A 21218-nucleotide genomic window follows, 5' to 3' on the forward strand; every position below is an offset into this window, starting at 1 on the left:
GGGAGGCCGGGGCCGGGGCCGGCGGGAACGTCCCGTCGCGGCGCCGGTCGCGGCCGGGTCGCCGGGAGTAGATTCGGGGGATGAACGTTCGGCCGACCCTCGACGACGTCCGGCGCGCCCCGAAGGTGCTGCTGCACGACCATCTCGACGGCGGGGTGCGGCCCGCGACCGTCGTCGACCTGGCCCGCGAGTCCGGTTACGGCGACCTGCCCACCACGGACGCCGACGGCCTGCGCGCGTGGTTCGAGGACTCGTCCAACTCGGGGTCGCTGGAACGCTACCTGGAGACGTTCGGCCACACGGTCGGGGTGATGCAGTCCGCCGAGGCGCTGACGCGGGTGGCGTACGAGTGCGGCGAGGACCTCGCGAAGGACGGGATCGTCTACGCCGAGGTCCGGTACGCGCCCGAGCAGCACCTGCGGGCGGGGCTGACGCTGGAGCAGGTCGTCGAGGCCGTCCTGGACGGCTTCGCCCGCGCCCGCCGCGACTTCGGCATCCGCGTCGGGACGCTCGTCACCGCCATGCGGCACCAGGCGCGGTCCATGGAGATCGCGGAGCTGGCCGTCCGGTACCGGGACGCTGGCGTCGTCGGCTTCGACATCGCGGGCGCCGAGGCCGGATACCCGCCCACCCGCCATTTGGACGCGTTCGAGTACCTCCAGCGCGAGAACGCGCACTTCACCATCCACGCGGGCGAGGGGTTCGGGCTGCCGTCGATCTGGCAGGCGATCCAGTGGTGCGGCGCCGACCGGCTCGGCCACGGCGTCCGGATCATCGACGACATCGACGTCACGGGCGGCGAGGCGCGGCTCGGGCGGCTCGCCGACTACGTCCGGGACAAGCGGATCCCGCTGGAGATGTGCCCGACGTCCAACATCCAGACGGGCGCGGCGAAGTCGATCGCGGAGCATCCGATCGGGCTGCTGCGGCGGCTGAGCTTCCGCGTCACCGTGAACACCGACAACCGGCTGATGAGCGGGACGACCCTGTCGGAGGAGTTCGCGAAGCTCTCCGACGCGTTCGGCTACGGCTGGGACGACCTCCAGTGGTTCACCGTCAACGCGATGAAGTCGGCGTTCGCGCCCTTCAATGAGCGCCTCGAACTGATCAACGGGGTGATCAAGCCCGGTTTCGCCCAGCTCAAGTGGAGCGGCGGCCGTCCCCTGGCATGATCGTGCCATGACCATTCGTTCCACCGGCGGGCGCGTCGCGGCGTACGCGTGGCTGGTGTTCGCCGCGCTCAACCTCGTCGACATCGTGTTCGGCGTCACCGGCGACGCCAAGCTCTCCGCGAACACGTTCGGCCTCGGCGCCGTGCTGCTGCTCGGCTGCGGCGTCGCGTACACGGTCGGGCTGCGTCCGGCGATCATCGGGGACGACGACGGGATCACGCTCCGCAACCCGCTGCGGGACGTCCGCGTGCCGTGGGCGGCGGTCCGCCGGATCGAGGGCGGCCACGTGCTGACCGTGAGCTTCACCGGCGCGGACGAGACGGAGACCGTGTCCCGCGCCTGGGTCCACCAGACGTCGCCGCGCGCCCAGGCGAAGGCGGACGCGCGGGCCCGCAGGGAGCAGACCGGCGGCCAGAGCCACGGCGCCGACCTGCGCGGACGGACGCCGACCCGCTACGCGGCCCAGCAGCTCGAAGAGATGCGCGACCGGCTGCGGCCGAAGACCCGGTCCGGCGCGCCGGACAAGGCGGCGGCCGCCGAGGCCGAGGCCGGGGACGCCCACGGGACGGTCACCTGGTCGGTACCGGCGCTGGCGTCGCTGCTCGTCCCCTTGGTGGCGCTGATCGTCATCGTGGTCGTGTCGAGCGTCAGCTGAGGGCGGCCGAAACGTCGGCGCGGAGCGCGTCGAGGTCGGCGGCGGCCTTTGCGCGTGCCGCTGCGACGTCGTCTCCGGCGGGGTGGACGACTTCCAGGTAGCACTTGAGTTTGGGTTCTGTCCCGGACGGTCTGATCACGACTCGCGCGCCCTCGGCCAGGCGGAATCTGAGCCCGTCGGTGGGTGGGAGGCCGTCCGAGCCGTGGGTGAGGTCGTCGAGTGACTCGACGGTGCGTCCGCCGAGCCGGGACGGTGGGGCCTGGCGCAGCCGCGCCATTGTCGCGGCGATCACCTGCGGGTCGGCGGCCCGGACCGACACCTGTGCGGTGGCGTGTAGCCCGTACCGGCGGGCTTGGTCGTCCAGGAGGTCGGGCAGGGTGCGGCCGTCGCGCCGGGCCCCGGCGGCGAGCGCGGCGACGGCGAGTGCGGCGCTGATGCCGTCCTTGTCGTTGACGATGACGCCTCGGTCGTCGCCCACGCTGTACCCGAGTGCCTCCTCATATCCGAACACCATCCGGTCGGACGGGGCCCCGGCGCGCATGATCCATTTGAAGCCGGTAAGGGATTCGGCGAATCGGACGCCGTGCCCGGCGGCGATCGCGCGTAGCAGCGAGGACGACACGATCGTGGTGACGACGAGGCGGTCGTCGCCGGTCGTGTGGTGGAGGATGTGTTCGGCGAGCAGGCCGCCGAGTTCGTCGCCGGTCAGGGTTCGCCAGCCGTCGGCGTCTGGGACGGCGATGGCGCAGCGGTCGGCGTCGGGGTCGTTGGCGATCACCAGGTCCGCGCCGCGCTCGCGGGCCAGGTCGAGGGCGAGGTCGAGCGCGCCGGGCTCTTCGGGGTTGGGGAAGGCGACGGTTGGGAAGTCGGGGTCGGGTTCGGCCTGCTCCGGCACGACGATCGGGGCGCGGAATCCGGCGCGGTCGAACGCGGCGAGCAGCACGTCCCGCCCCACCCCGTGCATCGGCGTGTAAACGATCGACAAGTCCCCGCCCGCGTCGCCAAGGCGCAAGGACGACACCGCGTCCAAATACAGGTCGGCGGTGTCGTGGACGGGCCAGCCTTCGCCAAGGGGGAGTTCGTTGACGGGGCCGACCGCGTCGATGGCGGCGGAGATCTCGGTGTCGGTGGGCGGGACGATCTGCGCTCCGTCCGCCTGGTACACCTTGTAGCCGTTGTCGCGGGGCGGGTTGTGGCTGGCCGTCACCATCACCCCCGCCACCACATCGTCGAAGCTGCGGGTGAAGTGCGCCAGCACCGGCGTGGGTACCGGGTCGGCGAACACTTCGGGGTGCAGTCCGGCGCCGCTGAGCACGGCGGCGGTGTCGTCGGCGAATTGGCGGGAGCCGTGCCGGGCGTCGAACCCGACGATCACCCGCCCGCCGGGCGGCAGACACGCGGCCAGACCCGCCGCCGCCCGCATCACCATCACCCGGTTCATCCGGTTCGGCCCGGCGCCCAGCTCGCCGCGCAGCCCGGCCGTCCCGAACTCCAACCGCGCCCCGAACCGGTCGGCGAGCGCGCCGCCGTCGCCTGCGTCCAGGATGGCCTGCAACTCGGCGCGGGTGTCGGGGTCGGGGTCTTGGGCGAGCCACTCTTCGGCGCGCGTCCGCAGGTCGCTCACAGCTTCCCCAGCACGGTCGCCAGCAGGGCGCCCATCCGCCCGGCCGAGGCGCGGCCCGCCGCCAGGACCTCCTCGTGGTCGAGGGGCTCGCCCGCCAGACCCGCCGCGATATTGGTCACCAGCGACACGCCCAGAACGTCGGCGCCGCCTTGCCGGGCCGCGATCGTCTCCAGGACGGTCGACATGCCGACCATGTCCGCGCCGAGCGTGCGCAGCATCCGGATCTCGGCCGGGGTCTCATACGACGGGCCGCGCAGCGCCGCGTACACCCCCTCTGACAGTGTCGGGTCGACCTCCTTGGCCAGCGCGCGCAGCCGCCCCGAGTACGCCTCGGTCAAATCCAGGAACGACGCCCCCGACAGCGGGTTGGCGCCCGACAGGTTCAGATGATCGGCGATCAGCACCGGGTCACCGACCTTCTGATGCTCGGGCCGCAGCCCACCCGCCGCGTTCGTCAACACCACCGTCCCCACCCCGGCCGCCAACGCCGTCCGCACCGGATGCGCCACCGCATCCACACCGCGCCCCTCATACAGATGCGTCCGACCCAGAAACACCAGCGCACGACGACCAGAGACCTCCAGCACCCGCACCTGCCCGGCATGCCCCTCCACCGCAGGCGGCGCGAACCCGGGCAGCTCGGCGAAGGTCAACTCGGCGACCGGGGACCCGAGCGCGTCCGCGGCCGGGACCCAGCCCGAACCCATCACCAAGGCGACATCGAAAGAGTCCACGGACGCGCGGGCGCGCAGCGCATCCGCCGCCTCCCGCGCCAGCGCGAAAGCGTCTTTGCTCACAGACCCGACATTAGTCGCCCAGTGACTTGCAAGGACGCGTGCGCAGGCCCTTCACGTAGTCGTCGGGGGCGCCCGCCTTCTCGGCGGCGTCGGCGAGGATGCCGAGGTAGCGCGCGGACGGGAGCCCGCCCTCGTAGTCGTCCAGGACGTACATCCAGCAGAGGACGTCGCCGTCGAGCGTCTGCACCCGGACCCTGACCTTGTGGTAGACGCCGAGCGCGGCCCCCTCCCAGGCGTCGAGCTCCTTCTCGTCCCAGGCCGGGACGTCGTAGTAGACGACGAAGACCTGCTCGGAGTCGTCCTCGACGACGGTCGCGAGCGCGCCGTCCCAGCTCTTGTCCTGCCCCCCGAAGGTCAGCCGCCACCCGGCCAGCCAGCCGGTGCCGCGCATGGGCGAGTGCGGAGCCCGGATCGCCATCTGGTCGGGGTCCATGTTGGAGGCGTACGCCGCGTACAGTGCCACGCCGCCCAAGGCTACTGCCCAGATCGGAGGGGCGCGGGGGCCGCCGGACTTTTCACCGCCGCCTGTAGGAAAGAATGGAAGACGTGACCCGAATCGTGATCATCGGAGGAGGCCCGGGCGGCTACGAGGCCGCGCTCGTCGCGGCGCAGCTCGGCGCCGACGTGACCGTCGTGGAGCAGGACGGTCCGGGCGGCGCGTGCGTGCTCACCGACTGCGTCCCCTCCAAGACGCTCATCGCCACCTCGACCCGGATCTCGGTCATGTCGGAGTCCGCGGGCCTCGGGCTGAGGTTCAACGGCGGGCCGGACGGCATCGTCGGCGCCCTCGAAGCCGACATGGCGACGGTCAACAAGCGTGTGAAGGACCTCGCCCGCGCCCAGTCGTTCGACGTCGCCGAACGCCTCTCCTACGAGGACGTGAAGATCGTCCGCGGTGCGGGACGGCTGGTCGAGCCGCACGTCGTGGAGGTCGGCGGGCGGCGCATCGACGCCGACATCGTGCTCGTCGCGACCGGCGCGACGCCGCGCGTGCTGCCCGGCGCGGAGCCGGACGGCGAGCGCATCCTGAACTGGCGCCAGCTCTACGACCTGCCCGACCTGCCCGAGGAGCTGATCGTCGTCGGCTCCGGCGTCACCGGCGCCGAGTTCGCGGGGGCCTACCTGTCGCTCGGGTCGCGGGTGACGCTGGTGTCCTCGCGCGACCGGATCCTCCCGACCGAGGACGCCGACGCCGCCGCCGTCCTCCAGGAGGTGTTCCTGCGGCGCGGCATGAACGTCATGTCGCGGTCGCGGGCCGCGGCGGTCGAGCGGTCCGGCGGCGGCGTGATCGTCACGCTGGAGGACGGCACGAAGATCGAGGGCACGCACTGCCTGATGACGGTCGGGATGGTCCCGAACACCTCGGGCATCGGCCTGGAGGAGGCGGGCGTCCGGCTCGACTCGCGCGGGTTCATCGAGGTCGACAAGGTGTCGCGGACGTCCGTCCCGCACATCTACGCCTCCGGCGACTGCACGGGCGTGCTGATGCTGGCGTCCGTCGCGGGGATGCAGGGGCGCATCGCGATGTGGCACGCGCTGGGCGAGGCGGTGCAGCCGCTCAAGCTCGGGTGGGTCGCGTCCAACATCTTCACCGACCCCGAGGTGGCGTCGGTCGGCGTGACGCAGCACATGGTCGACTCCGGCGACGTCAACGCCCGGACGGTCATGCTCCCGCTGTTCACCAACGCCCGCGCCAAGATGCAGGGTTTCGAGGACGGCTTCGTGAAGGTGTTCTGCCGTCCGTCCACGGGGATCGTGCTCGGCGGGGTGATCGTGGCGCCGCGGGCCAGCGAGCTGATCCTCGGGCTGTCGATGGCCGTCCAGCAGCACCTCACCGTCGACCAGGTGGCGCACACGTTCGCGGTGTACCCGTCGCTGTCGGGGAGCGTCACCGAGGCGTCCCGGCGGCTGATGGCCGAGCACGCCTACTGAGACTGCTGAGAGACGCGCCCGGCCGCCCGGGTCAGAAGTAGCGCAACGCCACGTAGGCCCAGGCCAGCACGGTGCTGAACACCGTGACGACGATCCCGTACCGGGTGAACTGCCAGAAGCTGATCGGATGCCCCGTCTTCGCGGCGATGCCGATCGCGACCACGTTGGCGCTCGCGGCGACGGCCGTCCCGTTGCCGCCGAAGTCGGCGCCGAGCGCGAACGACCACCACAGGGCCTCCGCCGTCGTCGGGTCCGGCGCGTTCGCCGCCATCCCCTCCACGATCGGCGCCATCGTCGCCGCGTAGGGGATGTTGTCGAAGAACGCCCCGAGGACGGCCGAGCCGAACAGCAGCGCCGTCGCCGCCGCGAAGTGGTCGTCGCCGACCGAGTCCGCCGCCCACGTGCCGATCTTCTCGATGACGCCCGTGTGGCCCAGGGCCGCCACCATCACGAACAGGCCCATGAAGAACACCAGCACGGGCCATTCGACCTCCTCCAGGACGTCGGAGACCTCAACCCGCGAGACGAGCAGCATCACGCCCGCGCCGACCAGCGCCACGATCGACGGATCGAAGTGCAGCACCGAGTGCAGCGTGAACCCGACCACGACCAGCGCCAGGACGATGAGGCACCGGACGAGCAGCGCCGGGTCGGTGATCGCCTTGCGCTCGTCCAGCGACATGACCTCGGCCGCGTACCGCTCGTCGTAGGTGAACGACTTGCGGAACAGCACCCGCGCGAGCAGCACGAACGCCACGAAGATGATCACGACGATGGGCGTCATGTGGACGAGGAAGTCGTTGAACGTCAGCCCCGCCCGGCTGCCGATGATGATGTTCGGCGGGTCCCCGATCAGCGTCGCGGCGCCGCCGATGTTGGACGCCAGCACCTCCGCGATCAGGTACGGCGCGGCGGGCACCCGCAGCCGGTTGCAGACCACGACCGTCACCGGCGCGACCAGCATGATCGTGGTGACGTTGTCCAGGAACGGGGACGCCACGGCGGTGATGAGCATCAGCATCACCAGCAGCTGGTACGGCCTGCCCTTCGACCGCTTCGCCGCCCAGATCGCCAGGTAGTCGAACAGCCCGGTCCCTTTGATCACCCCGACGATGATCATCATGCCGAACAGCAGGAAGATGACGTTCCAGTCGATCCCGTCGTGCTCGGAGAAGAACACGTCCGCGCCGGGGGTGAGCCCGAGGACGGTCAGCACCCCGGCGGCGATCAGGACGACCTTGACCTTGTCGACCTTCTCGGTCGCGATGAAGAAGAACGCGACGACGAAGACGGCGAGTGCCGCGGCCGCGCTCACCGCGCGCTCCCGCGCGGGAGGGTCAGTCGTCGGGCCTGGTCAGCGCCAGCGCCGACAGCAGCCGGTCGAGCGTGATCGCGCCCGCGAGGAGCCCGGCGTCGTCCACCACGGCGACGAGCGGGCTGCGCTGCCGCGCCATCAGCGTGGCGAGCTCCAGCAGCGTCGCGGACGCCTTGACGATCACCGGGCGGGCCGTGTGCGTTCCCAGGCAGTCGCCGACCGTCCGGTCGCGTATCTCGTGCCAGAACACGTCCGCGTGGGCCTCGTCCACGGTGCGGGTCAGCGCCGGGTCCTCCTGGTAGGCGACCGGCACCGCGAGGCGCAGCACCTGCGTCCCCGGCAGGACGACGCGGGGCCGCTGCGCGTCGTCGACCACGATGAGGCCGGGCAGCCGGCCGAGCGCCATCACCTGGATAGCGTGCGCGATCGAGTCGCCGAGCGTCACGGTCGGCACCTGTACGGCGATGTCCCGCGCCTGCATGCGAGTGTCCTTCCGGCTCCCGGAGAGCCTTGTCCTTCGCGCTGATAGGTCCCTCCTCCTGGCGCCGGGGGCCGTTCCGTCGCAGGACGGCCGCCGTCGCGCCGCGGGCGGGGGACGGTGTGCGCCGCCAGAGAGTCGACCCATGCGTCCGCCCCTTCCGCTTCCGCTTTCCGCGCCCTTGCCGCACCCGGTTCCGCGTCGTTCCGCGAACGCCTTTCACGTCCGCGCCGTCCAGTCTTCGCGGCGCCGGTCCGGCCCGATATCGGGGCGAGCCCCCATATCGGCGGGGCGGAACCATGTATCCGCAGGTGGAGGAGGCCGCCCGCGGATACCCGACCCTACGATGGTGGACGAGACCGGAGGTGACGGGTGCACACTCGCGAGTCCGCGACCCGGATTCTGCTGGCCGACGACCACGCGCTGGTGCGGCGCGGGCTGCGCCTCATCCTGGACGCCGAGCCCGACCTGACCGTCGTCGCCGAGGCCGCCGACGGGGCCGGGGCGCTCGACGCGCTCGCCGCGGGCGGTGTCGACCTCGCGATCCTCGACATCGCGATGCCGCGGATGACCGGGCTGCAGGCCGCGCGGGAGATCGGCCGCCGGTTCCCGGACGTCCGGACGCTGATCCTGTCCATGTACGACAACGAGCAGTACCTGTTCGAGGCGCTGAAGGCGGGCGCGTCCGGGTACGTGCTGAAGTCCGTCGCCGACCGGGACCTGCTGGAGGCCGTCCGGTCCGCGATGCGCGGCGAGCCGTTCCTGTACCCGGCGGCCGTCACCGCGCTGATCCGCGAGTACCTGGCCCGCGACCGGGACGGTGGTGCGCCCGGCGGCGTCCTCACCCCCCGCGAGGAGGAGATCATCAAGCTGATCGCGGAGGGGTACTCGTCCAAGCGGATCGCGGAGACGCTCACGATCAGCGTGAAGACCGTCGAGCGGCACCGCGCGAACATCCTCGGCAAGCTCGGCATGCGCGACCGGCTGGAGCTGACCAAGTACGCCATCCGCGTCGGCCTCGTCGAGCCCTAGCCGGGACGGCGCGGCGGGACGTTCCGGGGCGGGGCGCCCCTGGGCGGGACGACCAGTCTGACCTCGGTGCCGCCGCCGTCGGCGGGGCCTATGGTGAGCCGCGCGCCGATCAGCATCGCCCGCTCCCGCATCCCGTGGATCCCGGTGCCGACCCTGGTGGGCGGGCCGTCGCCGTCGTCCGCGACGCGCAGGACGACCTGCCCGTCGTCGTCCTGCGTGAGAGACAGCTCGGCGTTGCGGGCGCCGGAGTGCCGCCACACGTTCGTCAGGCCCTCCTGCGCGATTCGGTAGATCACCAGCTCGGCGTCCTTGCCGATCCCGGCGAGGCCCTGCTGGACGCGGCGGGTCACCCGCGGGCCGCCGCCGGTCTCCGAGAAGTCCCCGGCGAGGGTGGTGAGCGCGCTGGTCAGGCCCAGGTCGTCGAGGACGCCCGGACGCAGCCGCCGCGCCACTCGGCGCACCTCGTCCAGGCTCGACCGGACCGTCTCCTGGACGTCGCGCAGCTCGTCCGCCACCTCGTCCGGGGCCCGGTTCACCACCGACTTCAGCTCCAGCAGCACGACCGTGAGGCTCTGCCCGATCTCGTCGTGCAGCTCCTGCGCGATGCGGCGGCGCTCGGCCTCCTGCGCGTCCAGGACGACGGCCGTGCTCGTGCTGCGGTCCGCCTCTAGCCGGTCGAGCATCGCGTTGAACTGGTCGACCAGGTGGAACAGGTCGCCGTTGCGCCCGGACTCCAGCCGGTCGCCGGAGCGCAGCGAGTCGAGCCGCGCCATCAGCGCGGTCAGCCCCGCCAGCGGCGCGAGGCTGGCGCGCAGCAGCACCGCGTTCGCCGCCATCATCACGACCAGCCCGATCACCAGCACGGGCAGCTCGCGCAGCAGCACGAGCGAGGACACGGTGACGGGCGCCACCGCCAGCGCTGCCGTGCCCGCCGTGAAGATCAGCCCGTTGATGCCGAGGATGCGCCAGTACAGCGCGGACGCCGGTGTCCCGCTCATGTGCCCAGCCCGCTCATGTGCTCAGCCTGCTCATATGTCCAGCCTGCTCATATGTCCAGGTCATCGCATGTGGGCGGGTGTTGTCCATGCGTGACGCCCGGCGCGGGTCTGCATGGCGCGCCCCCGCCGGGATGGGGCCCGGCGCGTCAGAAGCCGCCGAAGTCGCCGCCGCCGCCGAAGTCGCCGCTGCCGAAGTCCCAGCCGCCGCCGATGTCGCCGCCGTCCCCGCCGAAGCCGCCCATGCCGTCGCCGCCGAAGCCGTCGCCGTAGCCGCCGCCCCAGCCGCCGCTCATCATCGAGCCGAGCGCGGTGCCGATCAGCAGGCCGCCGAGCAGGTCGAACCCGCCGTAGCCGTAGTAGTAGCCGCCCGCGTAGGGCGCGTAGGCGGGGCCCGCGTCCCAGTACGGCCGCCGGATGCCGCCGGACGGCACCATCCGGACGTCCGGGTCGAACCCGTGCAGGACGGCGTCCGCGTCCGCCGCGCACGCCGGGACGGACCTCGCCATGCCGCCGGGCGGCGCCCACGTCACGTCCCGCACCGAGGGCCCGTGCTGCGGGTTGAAGAAGCACGGCGCTCGGCGCTCGGGGACGGGATCCCCGGCGAGCCGGGCGCGGGTCGCGGTCATGTAGTAGCGGCCGTCCTCCAGCGCGGCCGTGACGTCCTGCATGTCCTCGGGACGGGCGGCGCGGTCGGTCTCCCGTTTGGCCTTGTCGTAGGAGTCCATGGCGTGCTCGTAGTCGGCGCGGATCTCGGGATCGAGCCCGGCGTCCATGACGTTGAGGTCGAGGCGGGCGATGTCCTCGCCGAGGAGGGTGACGTCCTCCTGCACGCCCGCCTTGAGGTCGGCCATCTGCTGGGCCTCGCGCTCCCGGCGCCGCTTCCGGACGACGAGGAACGCCCCGAGCGCCCCCGCCACCACCAGGACCAGCACGCCGAGCGTCACGAACCCGCCGATCATGCCGGACCGGGAGTCGTCGTCGACCTTCTTCTCCGCCAGCCCGCCGAACCGGATCAGCCGCTCCTTCAGCGGCGCGCCGTTCGTGCGCGTGACGAGCTGGTTGATCTCCTTGCTGTCGAGCTTCTTGGAGATCCCGCCCATCCGGCTGCCGTCGGCGGTGATCGCGATGTACGTCTGGCCCTTGCCGACGCGGTTCGCGACGGCCTGGAGCATCGGCCCCACCTCGGCGCGCGTCACGTTGTTCCCGACGACGACGGCGCGGATGTCGGCGTCCGAGTCACCGGCCAGGGACGTCTTGATCTGGTTCTGGTCGGCCGGGGACAGCACGTTCCCCGCCTCGCTCGTCACGTACAGCCGCGAGTCGATCAGCCCCTTGGCGATCTGCCCCACGTTGTCGGCGGCGGCCCGCTGCTGCGCGATCTTCACGACATGCGGCTGGCCCGCGGGCGCGGCGGCCCGCTCCGAAACGGTCTGGGTGGAGGCCGTCTGCGCCACGGCGCCCTGCGCCGGGGCGGCGAAGGCGAACGCCGGCACGGCCACGGCGGCGACGAGCAGCGGGACGGCGCCCCGGCGCACCGTCCGCCTGCCCCGGTCATTGGCCCGGTCATCGGTCCTCATGCACCCAGTCTGCCCACGTGGACGGGTGGATACGTCGTCCGGAGGAGGGATTCGGGATCGTCCTCGATGGGGGCCGTCCCCCATCCGGACCCGCCGGACGGAGGACGCCCCTCCGGCTAGCTGTCCTTGATCTCGCAGATGGCCGCGCCCGCGGAGACGGTCTGGCCGACGCCGGCGGACAGGCCGGTGATCGTCCCGGCCTTGTGCGCGGTGAGGGGCTGCTCCATCTTCATCGCCTCCAGGACGACGATGGTGTCCCCGGCGGCGACGGTCGCGCCGTCCGCCGCGACGATCTTGACGATGGTGCCCTGCATGGGGCTGACCAGGGCGTCGCCCGACGCCTGCGCGCCGCCGCCCCTGCGGGAGCCGCGCCGCCGTCCGGGCGCCGCCTTCGCCGGGGCCGCCGCCGCGCCGAGCCCGGCCGGGAGGACGACCTCGATGCGCCGTCCGCCCACCTCGACGGTGACGCGCTCCCGCTCGCCCTCCGCCTCGTCGCTTTCGGCCGGGGCCTCGTGCGGCGGGATCCGGTTGTCGAACTCGGTCTCGATCCACCGGGTGTGGACGGTGAAGGGCGTCGTGTCGTCGTCCGGGACGAACGCGGGGTCGTCCAGGACGGCGCGGTGGAACGGCAGCACGGTCGGCATGCCGTCGATGGTGAACTCGGCGAGCGCGCGGCGGGCCCGCTCGACCGCCTGCCGCCGGGTCGCGCCGGTCACGATCAGCTTGGCGATCAGCGAGTCGAACGCCTGCGGGACGGTCTGCCCCGCCACGTACCCCGAGTCGAGCCGGACGCCGGGCCCGGTCGGCGGGTCCCAGGCGGTCAGCGTGCCGACGGCGGGGAGGAAGCCGCGTCCCGCGTCCTCGGCGTTGAGCCGGAACTCGATCGAGTGCCCGCGCAGGACCGGGTCGCCGTAACCGAGTTCCTCGCCGTCGGCGACGCGGAACATCTCCCGGACCAGGTCGACGCCCGCGACCTCCTCGGTCACCGGGTGCTCGACCTGGAGACGGGTGTTGACCTCAAGGAAGGAGATGGTGCCGTCCTGCCCGACGAGGAACTCGCACGTCCCCGCCCCGACATAACCGGCCTCTTTCAGAATGGCCTTGGACGACGTGTAAAGAAGCTCCACCTGCTGCTCGGAGAGGAACGGCGCGGGGGCCTCCTCGACCAGCTTCTGGTGCCGGCGCTGCAACGAGCAGTCGCGGGTGGACACGACGACCACGTTCCCGTGCTTGTCCGCCAGGCACTGCGTCTCGACGTGGCGCGGCTTGTCGAGGTACCGCTCGACGAAGCACTCGCCGCGCCCGAACGCGCCGACCGCCTCCCGGACGGCCGACTCGTACAGCTCGGGGACCTCCTCCAGCGTCCGCGCCACCTTCAGGCCGCGTCCGCCGCCGCCGTAGGCCGCCTTGATCGCGATCGGCAGGCCGTGCTCCTCGGCGAACGCGACGACCTCGTCCGCGCCCGACACCGGGTCCTTCGTCCCGGCGACGAGCGGCGCGCCGACCTTCTGCGCGATGTGCCGGGCCTGCACCTTGTCGCCCAGCGCGGTGATCGCGGCGGGCGGCGGGCCGATCCACGTCAGCCCGGCGTTCTCGACGGCGGTGGCGAAGTCGGCGTTCTCGGCCAGGAACCCGTAGCCCGGGTGGACGGCGTCCGCGCCCGCCTCGGCGGCGATCTTCAGCAGCTTGTCGATGTTCAGGTACGTCTCGGCGGCGGTCTGCCCGCCCAGCGCGAACGCCTCGTCGGCGACCCGCACGTGCAGCGCGTCCAGATCGGGCTCCGCGTACACCGCGACACTGCCCAACCCCGCGTCACGGCAGGCACGGGCTATACGGACCGCTATCTCACCACGATTGGCGATCAGGACCTTGCGCACGTTGGGTCTCCTCCCTCAACCTGGCAGGCAGTCTAGATAATCGCTTTTTCTCGTTTTCGTAAGGGCCACCTCATCTGGCCCCCGCGCCGCGACGGCGCCCCGTGCGGAGGGCCGTGCGGAGGGGCCCGCCGGGTGTATCTTCGGCTCGGATCTGCTCGCCCCTCGTCCGCGCGGGAGAGGCCGATGCTTCGCCGGTGGCCCCTGACCGGCCTGACCGCCGTCCTGGCGCTCTGCCTCGTGGCGCCCTCGTCCGGCGTCCGGCGGGGCAGCCCCGTCGTGGACGCCGACGTCACGCGGCAGCTCACGATCGCCGCGTCCGCGCTGGTCGACCGCAGGTCGCAGGCGCTCGTCCAGAACCACGGCCGCGACCGGCGGGACACCCCGGCCGAGGTGTACGGGGTGCGGATCTCGCCGGGGCTCGCCGAGTCGCAGGAGCAGGCCGTCCGGGAGCTGGAGAACCGCAACCGCGCGCCGGTCGAGGGCGGCCCCGCCTACACCGGCGCCCGCACCAGCCTGGAGGACGGACGCGCCGTCCGCACCGGCGACCGCATCACGCTGGACGCGGTCGAGCACACCGAGGTCCGCTACGGCAGCGGGCGGGTGACCCAGTCGGTGCGGCGCCGGTTCGACTTCCGGACGAGCGGCGACCAGATCATCCTGGTCGGCGAGCGCGTCCTCGACCCGGGCGCGCATCCGGTGAACGACCCGGGCGACCCCGAGCGCTGAGCCATTCGGACGCGAAAAGGGCTCTGGATATCCCTTTGACGGTGGGCCGTCAGAATCGTCACAACGGATGTTGTTCGGCGTCTCTGGCCACATCCGGACACCCCGTAATGGTGCCCCACGCCCGTTTCGGACACCACGGTGCGTGGTGGCGCTGGCTCCATGTGAACGATGGGGCGTAAGCTGTCGCCATTCTTTCCGCACCACTCGAAACGTTCCAGCGACGGGACGCGACACCGTCGAAACGAGCAGTGACGAAAGGGCCGGAGCGATGGGCGACAAGCGCGGCGCCAACCTGGGCGAGCTCGAAGAGCTGTCCCGCATCTTCAGCAAGCACTCCCGCAACCTCGACGCCCTGATCAAAGACCTCAACGGCCGGACGGTGAGCAGCAGCGCGTCCTGGTGGGGCCCCGGCGCCGACCGCTTCCGCAGCGCGTGGGCCGAGGCCAAGACCGCCTTCGACAAGATGGCGGTGGCCCTCGAAGAGGGCGGCCAGGACATCCGCAAGTCCCGCCAGAACATCGAGGCCGCCACCCGCTGACCCCCCTGAGCCGCGGGTCCCGGCCCATCCCCCCGAGGCCGGGACCCGCACACCCTCCGCACCACGAGCCGAGCCCCCGACCCTCCGGTCGAGGGCTCGCTCCACGTCCGGCCCGCCGTGTGGACCGGTCCGTCACATGATCAGCGAAGGGGCCCCCTTGGCGGGACGCCGGGGCGGGTTGGCGGCCAGGAGGGCCGTCGCGGCGGGCGTGAGGTGGTGGATGACCTTCTTGCCGTCGCGGATCGACTGGATGAGGCCGCAGTCGCGGAGGGCGGTCGCGCTCATCGAGGCGGCCGGGACCGACACGTTGAGGCGCTGGGCGAGCTGCGAGGTGGACGCGGGCGACTTCGCGAGCTCGCGCAAGGAGCGGGCCCGGCCCGCACCGATCAGAGACGACAGGGTGTCCCGGAGCGCCGAGGCGGGCCGCACCGGGCCGGGGGCGATCGAGTAGACGAGGATCGGGACCCGCCCCGGCGACAGGATCGGGTGGAGCCTGGCCTGGCCGAACGCGCAGGGCATCGCCACCAGCCCGCCCGTCCCGTCGAAGTCGGGGACGTCGGGGCCCGGAATGATCAGTTGCCCGTCCTTCCAGGTCAGCCCTTCGCAGAGGCCGGCGAGCGCGGCCGCCGGGCCTTCGGCGAGGAGGGTGGCGGCGCGCCCGCCGAGGTCGGCGTGCAGTTCCCGCGAGATCTGCGCCCAGTCGTCGGCCAGGCACGCGTCATAGAGCTTCCGCAGCGGGTCCACGATGCCGACGAGGTCGGGCGACGACGCCTCCAGAGCTTGAAGTTCGGTGTCGAAACTGGGCTCCAGGTATCCCTGGCCCGCTAAGGGAGGCGCCAGAAAGGCCGGCGACGCCAACGGGTCGGCATTGATGCGCGCGACGAGGTCGTACGCGGCCGAAGGAACATTGCGGCGCGCCGTATGCCACCAGGCGCGACGCAGTGAAGAGCCACGGCTGCACGCGGAATCGTGGACGCCGTGTACAAGATGGCCCAGTGGTGAGAGAGCGAACCTGGTCTTGGCCAGATCCGCGGCAGGATAACTGATTGTCGTCACATCACGCCCCCGGAGACGCATTCGAACGTTTTCCAGCGTAGAAGGCGGGGCGCGACCGTGATCAACTTCTGGCCGCATCAGGTCATGTGAACGGGCTGGCGAGGGGCCCGCAGGTGATCGTTTAACTCACGGACTTAAACGATCGCACCTGTGTTCGGCTGCTGCGCATAATGGCCGAGCGTGTCGGGCCGAAAGAAGTGAGAGCGCTGATTCCCCCGAATTCGCCGCCCGGATCACCGCCGGAAGTCTCCCATTCTCAATCGCCGATACGCATCCCCTGGCCGAGGTCGGCGCCGCCTACCGCCAACGTGAGGCGGCACGCTGCGCCGCCCCATGTGACGGCCATCTGAACGCAACGAAAATCCCCCGCGGTAAAGGAGCCGAACATGCATCTCAGCCTGCCCGCGTCGCGGAAGGCGGCAGCCTGCCTGGCCGCCTGCGCGACCGCCGCGCTCACCCTCGCAGCAGCTCCCGCCCACGCAGCCCCCGCCGCCCGGGTCGCTCCCGCGCACGGCGGGTCCGACGCGACCACCCAGCGGCTCGCCCGCCTCATCAGCACGATGTCCCGCGCCCACGCCGGCCAAGCGGAGATCGACGCCGCCGTCAAGGCCCAGCTCGGGGGCGTCCGCGTCGACCGCGCCGGTACGGCCCCGTCCGCACGGGCCGCCTACACGACGATCCACGGCAACACCGTCAGCAACCCGACCATCTACAAGTTCGGCAGCGACTGGTACGCCTCCTTCGGCTGGCGATGGATCAACAACCTGTCCGACGTCGCCGACGGTACCCACTGGGACAGCGTCGCCCTGAGCTTCGACCAGCAGATCCGCCGCCTCGGATTCGCCGACTGCCACTGGGGCGACGCGTTCCCCACCGACTGCTCGATCGACAACCTCCTTCCCACCGCGAACGGGGGAATGGGCATGGTGTTCAAGAACCGCGTGTCGGGCAGCGACGGCTCCGGAAAGTACGGGACGGGCGTCATCCGGTTCCGCAGTACCGAAGGCTGCAAGACCTACACCGCCGACGGCGCCTTTGCGCACGCCCCCCTTGAGACCGGCATCGACAGCTGGACCGTCGGCCCCGGGTTCCTCCAGGCCAACTTCTCCGGCAGTTCCAAAGGCTGGACCAATGCCGCAGGAACCGCCACCGCAAATGTCTGCTGACCCCATCCCTCACGAGACAAGGCCGACTCACCATGATTTCTCTGCTCTCAAGCTCACGAACCCGCAAGGTCGCGCGGACCGCTTCCACGCTGGCGACGGCCATGGCGGCGTTCGCCATCACCTCCACCATCCCCGCCTCCGCGTCGCCGGCGCCGGGCGGCACCGCGCTGCGACCCAATCATGTCGTCGGTGTCGACGCCCGTGACGCCGAGCTGACCGGGAAGATTCACGTCAAATACTCCAACGGAACCACGCGGACCGAGCCATCGTCGATGCTGTCCTACTTCCGGCAGGCACTCGCCGCGACCAGAAGTGGGCGGGTGCTGCAAGGCCACAAATTCCAGCAGACGATGCATACGGCCTATGTCACGTCTCTCGATACCAAGGACGCCGCGCGTACCGGCAAGATCCGGGTCACCTACAGCAATGGCGCCAAGGACACCGCGCCGACCAAGATGTTGAGCTACTACCGCAAGGCGCTCGCGCTGTCCAAGGCGAAGCGAACAGGTCCTCACACCTTCAGCGAAGAGGGCATGTCGTGCGGCACCGCCTGGATCGTCGTCGGGGAGTACTACAACCACAACACCGAGCCGGTCGTCATGAACACCGGCTGGGAATCCAACAGCACGGTGCTCAGCATGTCCTGGCACGCATATATCTACGGGCCGGACTACACCTACCTATACGACGCCTCGCCGTCGCTCCTCTTCAGCAAGTCGTGGGCCGGATCGCACCACAGCCATAAGGCATACCCGCACGGAAAGTGGGGCGCGACTCTCTTTCACGGGAGCGCCGCCGGCGGCTCACACCTCGACATGTGGTACGGCGCGTCCTGCTGGCCGGGCAGCGACCTGACCGATATCGAATATCTCTAACACCCACTGCGATCACAGCCTGGCTCGGCCCCGCGCCAAAGCGCGCCGACCGAGCCAGGCACCCATCCCCACTGGCCAACTCCCAGCGCTGCGGAGGAAATCTCCGTGCACAATCAGCCGTTCTCAACCTTCTCGTCCGGCGCTGCTCACCAGTAGCGACTCGTGGGCGGTCGATCAGAGGGCTGGTGGGGACGGACGAAAAGGGCTTTTCCCGGCATGGATCAGACCCCTGTGGTGACTTGTTGGTGTCCTCAGTCTTGACGGTGAAGCCCTCGCGGATGAGAGTCGGCCCAGGCATAACCGCGCGTAATTCCCGACTGGGAGGCTCCTGTGGCGCTGGTCTTGATCGCGCTGGACCCCGACACCGATGGCGGCGACTGCCCGGCGGTCTTCCTGGACACGGACACGGGCGATCTGGTCGTACAGGGGGTGGATGAAGAAGACCCGCTCCTCTTGAGCCAGATCGACGGCACTAGCCGGATCAAGCCCGAGGAGTCGATCGTCCGGTTACCTTCGAGGATGCGTGCAGTCCTCTTGCGAGCACTGTTGGAGGTTGAAGGTGGCGGAGCTCAAACCATTCCCACACAGTGAGCTGATCGGACGAGCAACCGTGTCGGCGGTGCATCTGGAGATGCGGGACGCCTATGTTCCGGCTGACCCTTCTTTCATCGCGTTCATGGGTGGACCACCGTATGACCGTGGTCCACGGGAGGCCGAGTGGCATTCGCTGATCAAACCGGCGGTTGCGCGGGGCGTCGTGGTGAGGCGGGCACGGATCGTCAGTGAGCCCGTGACGGATTACATCCGGTACGAGCACGCGGTCACGGAGTCGATGAACTTGTCGGCCGGTGAGCAGGTTCGATGGCTGTCCCGACGCAGGGCCGCCGACCTGTGCCTGCCAGGGACGGACTTCTGGCTGATCGACGACAGGCTCGTTCGATTCGGTCATTTCTCTGGGGTCGGCGACCTGCTCGGCCATGAACTCACGGAGGACCGGTCGGTTGTGAAGCTGTGCTCGTCGGCCTTCGAGGCCGTATGGGAACGCGCCGTCGACCACCAGGACTACCGGCTGGTCTGAGCGTCCGTCGCAAACTGTCACCGTGCCTTCGTCTCCATCCCCTTCGTCGTCGGTCCAAGCGGCCCGGCAAGCGCTCGCTGATCGCTTGCGCGAGATCCGGCAGGACGCCGGCCTGTCCGGGCGTGCCCTGTCGGAGGCCGCTCAGTGGCACCCGGCCAAGACATCGCGCATTGAGCGGGGCGGCCAACCGGCAACGGCCGCGGACATCCAGAAGTGGTGCGAGGTCTGCGGGGTCATTGATCTGGCGCCCGACCTTGTGGCGTCGCTTCGCGCCGTCGAGGGCGCCTACGTCGAGTGGCGGCGGTTGGAACGTACTGGACTGAGTCGGCTTCAGCAGACTTACGTTCCGTTGTATGAACGAACGACGCACTTTCGTGTGTATCAGTCGCATGTCGTTCCAGGGTTGCTTCAGACGGTGGAGTATGCCTCAGCCCTGCTCTCGGCCATCACAATGTTCAGAAGGATCCCAAATGATGCAGAAGCGGCGGCCAGTGGTCGTGTCGAGCGTCAGCGGGTGCTCTACTCCGAACGGCGCTTTGCGTTTCTGGTCGAAGAAGCCGTCCTGATGTACGGCGTAGGCGACAGCGATGTGATGGCGGCCCAGCTTCGTCATTTGCTGACCATGATGCGCCTGCCCTCCGTTTCCTTCGGCGTTATCCCGATGAACGCACGGCCCCGCCGGATATGGACGCTTGAAGGGTTCACGATCTTCGATGACGTCGAAGTGCAGATCGAGCTTCTGACCGCCAAGGTCACGGTGTCCGCGCCCGGCGAGCTGTCGGTCTACGCGCGGGCCTTCGGCGAACTCGCAACCCTCGCCGTCACTGGTGACCAGGCCCGCGCGCTGATCGAGCAGGCGTTGGACGCGTTGTCCTGACCCGCGCGCAATAGGGCGCAATGTTGTTGGTCTGGTGGGTCCCTCCGGGGCATCGTCGAGCGGACGACTTCCTTCTTGAGGGGGGAACACGTGATCACCACCGAGGACCGGACGGCCGATGCCGCCACAGGGGCGATCGATCCGAGGAAATTGCTCGACGCCGAAACATTCGAGTCGCTTGTCAGAGATCTCGTGGAAGAGGAACACGAGAACTTGGAGGCTGCCACGCGAATAGTAGGGCAGACCCTCGTGTTCTTGCGGGCGTGTGCGGACAGTCCTGGCGCGATGCTGTCCCCGTCCAAGCGTGTGGACAAGGGCTGGCACAGGTTCATCCTGCGCACCCACCTCTACGCTGAGTTCTGCGAACGTGTCGCCGGGCGGTTCCTGCACCACGACCCGGTGTGCACGGCCGACATCCAGTCCGGCGCGGCTCTGGCGCGCACGGTCGCGGCTCTTCACGCCACGGGTTTCCACGTGGATGACGAGCTGTGGGACGTCTCTGGGGACTGCTCACAATGTCACGCCAAGTGTTACGACTCTCCGTGACTTTCGTGTGTGTACCTGACGGGCCGCCCCTACGCTGGGGCGGACCCGTCCCCTCGGTGATCGGAGATGGCCTTGGCCGTTGAGCGTGTCGCTTGGGAGAGGCTTCCGGAGTTGACTCGGCTTGCGGTTGAGAAGCACGCGGGGACCGTCCGTGGAGTGCGTCCGATATCGAAGGGGCTCAACTCGGCGGTGGCCGTCGTTCTCGACACCGATAATGGTCCGGTGTTTCTCAAGGGGCTTCCTGTCGACCATCCGCGCCGGTGGACGCAAGACATGGAAGCCGTGATCAATCCGTACGTCCGGCACCTCGGGCCGCGGCTGCTCTGGCGGGTACGGGACGAGTGGGACATCCTCGGCTTTGAATACATCAAGGGGCGTCACGCCGATCCGACTCCCGGTTCGGCCGACCTGCCCAAGGTGGTGGAGACGATCTCCCATGTCGGAGAGATTCCCTGCCCAAGCCTGCCGCTCAAGGAAGCCACCAGCAGGTGGCGGAACTACGTGGACGATTCGCTGGATCTGGCCCTGCTTGACGGTGATCGGCTTCTGCATACCGACTACAACCCACTGAACATCCTCATGGCCGAAGGTCGCGCGCTCCTGGTGGATTGGGCATGGCCGACCCGTGGGGCGGGGTGGATCGATCCGGCGTGTTTGGTGCTGCGGATCATGTCTTATGGCCACACCGCCGAACAGGCCGAAGCCGTGGTGGCCGACCTGTCGGCCTGGAGGCAGGCCGACCCCAGAGGGCTTCAGGTGTTCGCCGAGGCCAATGCCAGGTTCTGGGCCGGGGCCGCGGCGGACAACCCGGCAGATTGGCCGGTCAGGATGGCTGCCGCCGCTCAGTCCTGGCACGCCTACCGTCTCAACCAGGATTGATGCGCGCAGCAGGACGGCTC

Annotated in this window: 22 protein-coding genes; 13 read left to right on the plus strand and 9 right to left on the minus strand. The window is 70.2% G+C overall.

Annotation, left to right across the window (positions count from 1 at the left end; genetic code table 11):
• The first annotated feature begins 80 nt into the window (after positions 1-80).
• Complete coding sequence (locus FXF68_RS39285; RefSeq protein WP_148767904.1) at positions 81-1172, plus strand: adenosine deaminase; 1092 nt, start codon at positions 81-83, stop codon at positions 1170-1172.
• Positions 1173-1179: 7 nt separating this feature from the next.
• On the plus strand, positions 1180-1827 hold the full coding sequence (locus tag FXF68_RS39290) for a PH domain-containing protein (protein ID WP_148767905.1): 648 nt from the start codon (positions 1180-1182) through the stop codon (positions 1825-1827).
• Here FXF68_RS39290 and FXF68_RS39295 read toward each other — a convergent pair.
• The 3 genes from FXF68_RS39295 to FXF68_RS39305 are packed head-to-tail and all read right to left on the minus strand — an operon-like array spanning position 1820 to position 4711.
• The gene (locus FXF68_RS39295) at positions 1820-3451 is read right to left on the minus strand and encodes a phospho-sugar mutase (protein WP_148767906.1); all 1632 of its coding nucleotides are present in this window, start codon (positions 3449-3451) and stop codon (positions 1820-1822) included. The genes FXF68_RS39290 and FXF68_RS39295 overlap by 8 nt on opposite strands.
• Entirely contained in the window at positions 3448-4248 is an 801-nt protein-coding gene (locus FXF68_RS39300) for a purine-nucleoside phosphorylase (protein WP_148767907.1), read from the minus strand. The genes FXF68_RS39295 and FXF68_RS39300 overlap by 4 nt, the downstream gene beginning before the upstream one ends.
• Before the next feature lie 10 nt (positions 4249-4258).
• Positions 4259-4711 carry a gamma-glutamylcyclotransferase family protein gene (locus tag FXF68_RS39305; protein WP_067889720.1) on the minus strand — a complete coding sequence of 151 codons (453 nt, stop codon included), beginning with the start codon at positions 4709-4711 and terminating at the stop codon, positions 4259-4261.
• Positions 4712-4794: 83 nt separating this feature from the next.
• Here FXF68_RS39305 and FXF68_RS39310 point away from each other — a divergent pair, with 83 nt between their 5' ends.
• Positions 4795-6180, plus strand: a complete 1386-nt coding sequence (locus tag FXF68_RS39310) for an NAD(P)H-quinone dehydrogenase (protein WP_148767908.1) — start codon at positions 4795-4797, stop codon at positions 6178-6180.
• A gap of 31 nt (positions 6181-6211) precedes the next feature.
• On the opposite strand, the gene FXF68_RS39315 is transcribed toward FXF68_RS39310, so the two are convergent.
• Together FXF68_RS39315 and FXF68_RS39320 are read right to left on the minus strand one after the other, a co-directional pair.
• Positions 6212-7495, minus strand: coding sequence for an ArsB/NhaD family transporter (locus FXF68_RS39315; RefSeq protein WP_148767909.1), 1284 nt, complete (start codon positions 7493-7495; stop codon positions 6212-6214).
• Between the two features lie 22 nt (positions 7496-7517).
• Entirely contained in the window at positions 7518-7976 is a 459-nt protein-coding gene (locus FXF68_RS39320) for a CBS domain-containing protein (protein ID WP_148767910.1), read from the minus strand.
• Positions 7977-8345: 369 nt separating this feature from the next.
• On the opposite strand from FXF68_RS39320, the gene FXF68_RS39325 reads away from it, so the two are divergent.
• Positions 8346-9005: a response regulator gene (locus tag FXF68_RS39325; RefSeq protein WP_148767911.1), complete on the plus strand. Its 660-nt coding sequence runs from the start codon at positions 8346-8348 to the stop codon at positions 9003-9005.
• Here FXF68_RS39325 and FXF68_RS39330 read toward each other — a convergent pair.
• The 3 genes from FXF68_RS39330 to FXF68_RS39340 form a co-directional block, all read right to left on the minus strand.
• Positions 9002-10003 carry a sensor histidine kinase gene (locus FXF68_RS39330; protein ID WP_148767912.1) on the minus strand — a complete coding sequence of 334 codons (1002 nt, stop codon included), beginning with the start codon at positions 10001-10003 and terminating at the stop codon, positions 9002-9004. The two genes, FXF68_RS39325 and FXF68_RS39330, sit on opposite strands and share 4 nt — an antisense overlap.
• Before the next feature lie 146 nt (positions 10004-10149).
• Positions 10150-11580, minus strand: a complete 1431-nt coding sequence (locus FXF68_RS39335) for a hypothetical protein (protein WP_148767913.1) — start codon at positions 11578-11580, stop codon at positions 10150-10152.
• Positions 11581-11696: 116 nt separating this feature from the next.
• Positions 11697-13457 carry an acetyl/propionyl/methylcrotonyl-CoA carboxylase subunit alpha gene (locus FXF68_RS39340; RefSeq protein WP_148767914.1) on the minus strand — a complete coding sequence of 587 codons (1761 nt, stop codon included), beginning with the start codon at positions 13455-13457 and terminating at the stop codon, positions 11697-11699.
• Between the two features lie 183 nt (positions 13458-13640).
• Between FXF68_RS39340 and FXF68_RS39345 the strand changes: the two genes are divergently transcribed.
• Both FXF68_RS39345 and FXF68_RS39350 read left to right on the plus strand, forming a co-directional pair.
• Complete coding sequence (locus FXF68_RS39345; protein WP_148767915.1) at positions 13641-14183, plus strand: hypothetical protein; 543 nt, start codon at positions 13641-13643, stop codon at positions 14181-14183.
• A 268-nt stretch (positions 14184-14451) separates the two neighbouring features.
• Positions 14452-14721 (plus strand): WXG100 family type VII secretion target, encoded by a 270-nt coding sequence (locus FXF68_RS39350; protein ID WP_067888689.1) that lies wholly within the window; start codon positions 14452-14454, stop codon positions 14719-14721.
• A 132-nt stretch (positions 14722-14853) separates the two neighbouring features.
• Here FXF68_RS39350 and FXF68_RS39355 read toward each other — a convergent pair whose 3' ends face one another.
• Positions 14854-15579, minus strand: a complete 726-nt coding sequence (locus tag FXF68_RS39355) for a winged helix-turn-helix domain-containing protein (RefSeq protein WP_187438344.1) — start codon at positions 15577-15579, stop codon at positions 14854-14856.
• Positions 15580-16163: 584 nt separating this feature from the next.
• Between FXF68_RS39355 and FXF68_RS39360 the strand changes: the two genes are divergently transcribed.
• From FXF68_RS39360 to FXF68_RS39390, 7 genes are all read left to right on the plus strand, one after another.
• Positions 16164-16943 carry a hypothetical protein gene (locus FXF68_RS39360; RefSeq protein WP_148767917.1) on the plus strand — a complete coding sequence of 260 codons (780 nt, stop codon included), beginning with the start codon at positions 16164-16166 and terminating at the stop codon, positions 16941-16943.
• Positions 16944-16975: 32 nt separating this feature from the next.
• The gene (locus tag FXF68_RS39365; RefSeq protein ID WP_148767918.1) at positions 16976-17818 is read left to right on the plus strand and encodes a hypothetical protein; all 843 of its coding nucleotides are present in this window, start codon (positions 16976-16978) and stop codon (positions 17816-17818) included.
• A gap of 330 nt (positions 17819-18148) precedes the next feature.
• Positions 18149-18409: a hypothetical protein gene (locus tag FXF68_RS39370; RefSeq protein ID WP_148767919.1), complete on the plus strand. Its 261-nt coding sequence runs from the start codon at positions 18149-18151 to the stop codon at positions 18407-18409.
• On the plus strand, positions 18378-18896 hold the full coding sequence (locus FXF68_RS39375) for a DUF6879 family protein (RefSeq protein ID WP_246179195.1): 519 nt from the start codon (positions 18378-18380) through the stop codon (positions 18894-18896). The genes FXF68_RS39370 and FXF68_RS39375 overlap by 32 nt, the downstream gene beginning before the upstream one ends.
• 22 nt (positions 18897-18918) lie before the next feature.
• Entirely contained in the window at positions 18919-19773 is an 855-nt protein-coding gene (locus tag FXF68_RS39380; RefSeq protein ID WP_148767920.1) for a helix-turn-helix domain-containing protein, read from the plus strand.
• A 90-nt stretch (positions 19774-19863) separates the two neighbouring features.
• Positions 19864-20319 (plus strand): glycine-rich domain-containing protein, encoded by a 456-nt coding sequence (locus FXF68_RS39385; protein WP_148767921.1) that lies wholly within the window; start codon positions 19864-19866, stop codon positions 20317-20319.
• Positions 20320-20475: 156 nt separating this feature from the next.
• A complete protein-coding gene (locus FXF68_RS39390) occupies positions 20476-21198 on the plus strand; it encodes an aminoglycoside phosphotransferase (protein ID WP_187438345.1) in 723 nt (240 codons plus the stop codon).
• The last annotated feature ends 20 nt before the right edge of the window (positions 21199-21218 follow it).

The organism is Actinomadura decatromicini (genome assembly GCF_008121305.1).
GTDB classification, from domain to species: domain Bacteria; phylum Actinomycetota; class Actinomycetes; order Streptosporangiales; family Streptosporangiaceae; genus Spirillospora; species Spirillospora syzygii.

What these genes read in the sequence shown, in the direction of transcription:
- FXF68_RS39285 (WP_148767904.1), top strand. Translation starts at nt 81, where the DNA reads ATGAACGTTCGGCCGACCCTCGACGACGTCCGGCGCGCCCCGAAGGTG.
- FXF68_RS39290 (WP_148767905.1), top strand. Translation starts at nt 1,180, where the DNA reads ATGACCATTCGTTCCACCGGCGGGCGCGTCGCGGCGTACGCGTGGCTG.
- FXF68_RS39345 (WP_148767915.1), top strand. Translation starts at nt 13,641, where the DNA reads ATGCTTCGCCGGTGGCCCCTGACCGGCCTGACCGCCGTCCTGGCGCTC.
- FXF68_RS39350 (WP_067888689.1), top strand. Translation starts at nt 14,452, where the DNA reads ATGGGCGACAAGCGCGGCGCCAACCTGGGCGAGCTCGAAGAGCTGTCC.
- FXF68_RS39335 (WP_148767913.1), bottom strand. Translation starts at nt 11,580, where the DNA reads ATGAGGACCGATGACCGGGCCAATGACCGGGGCAGGCGGACGGTGCGC.
- FXF68_RS39330 (WP_148767912.1), bottom strand. Translation starts at nt 10,003, where the DNA reads ATGAGCGGGACACCGGCGTCCGCGCTGTACTGGCGCATCCTCGGCATC.
- FXF68_RS39365 (WP_148767918.1), top strand. Translation starts at nt 16,976, where the DNA reads ATGATTTCTCTGCTCTCAAGCTCACGAACCCGCAAGGTCGCGCGGACC.
- FXF68_RS39320 (WP_148767910.1), bottom strand. Translation starts at nt 7,976, where the DNA reads ATGCAGGCGCGGGACATCGCCGTACAGGTGCCGACCGTGACGCTCGGC.
- FXF68_RS39360 (WP_148767917.1), top strand. Translation starts at nt 16,164, where the DNA reads ATGCATCTCAGCCTGCCCGCGTCGCGGAAGGCGGCAGCCTGCCTGGCC.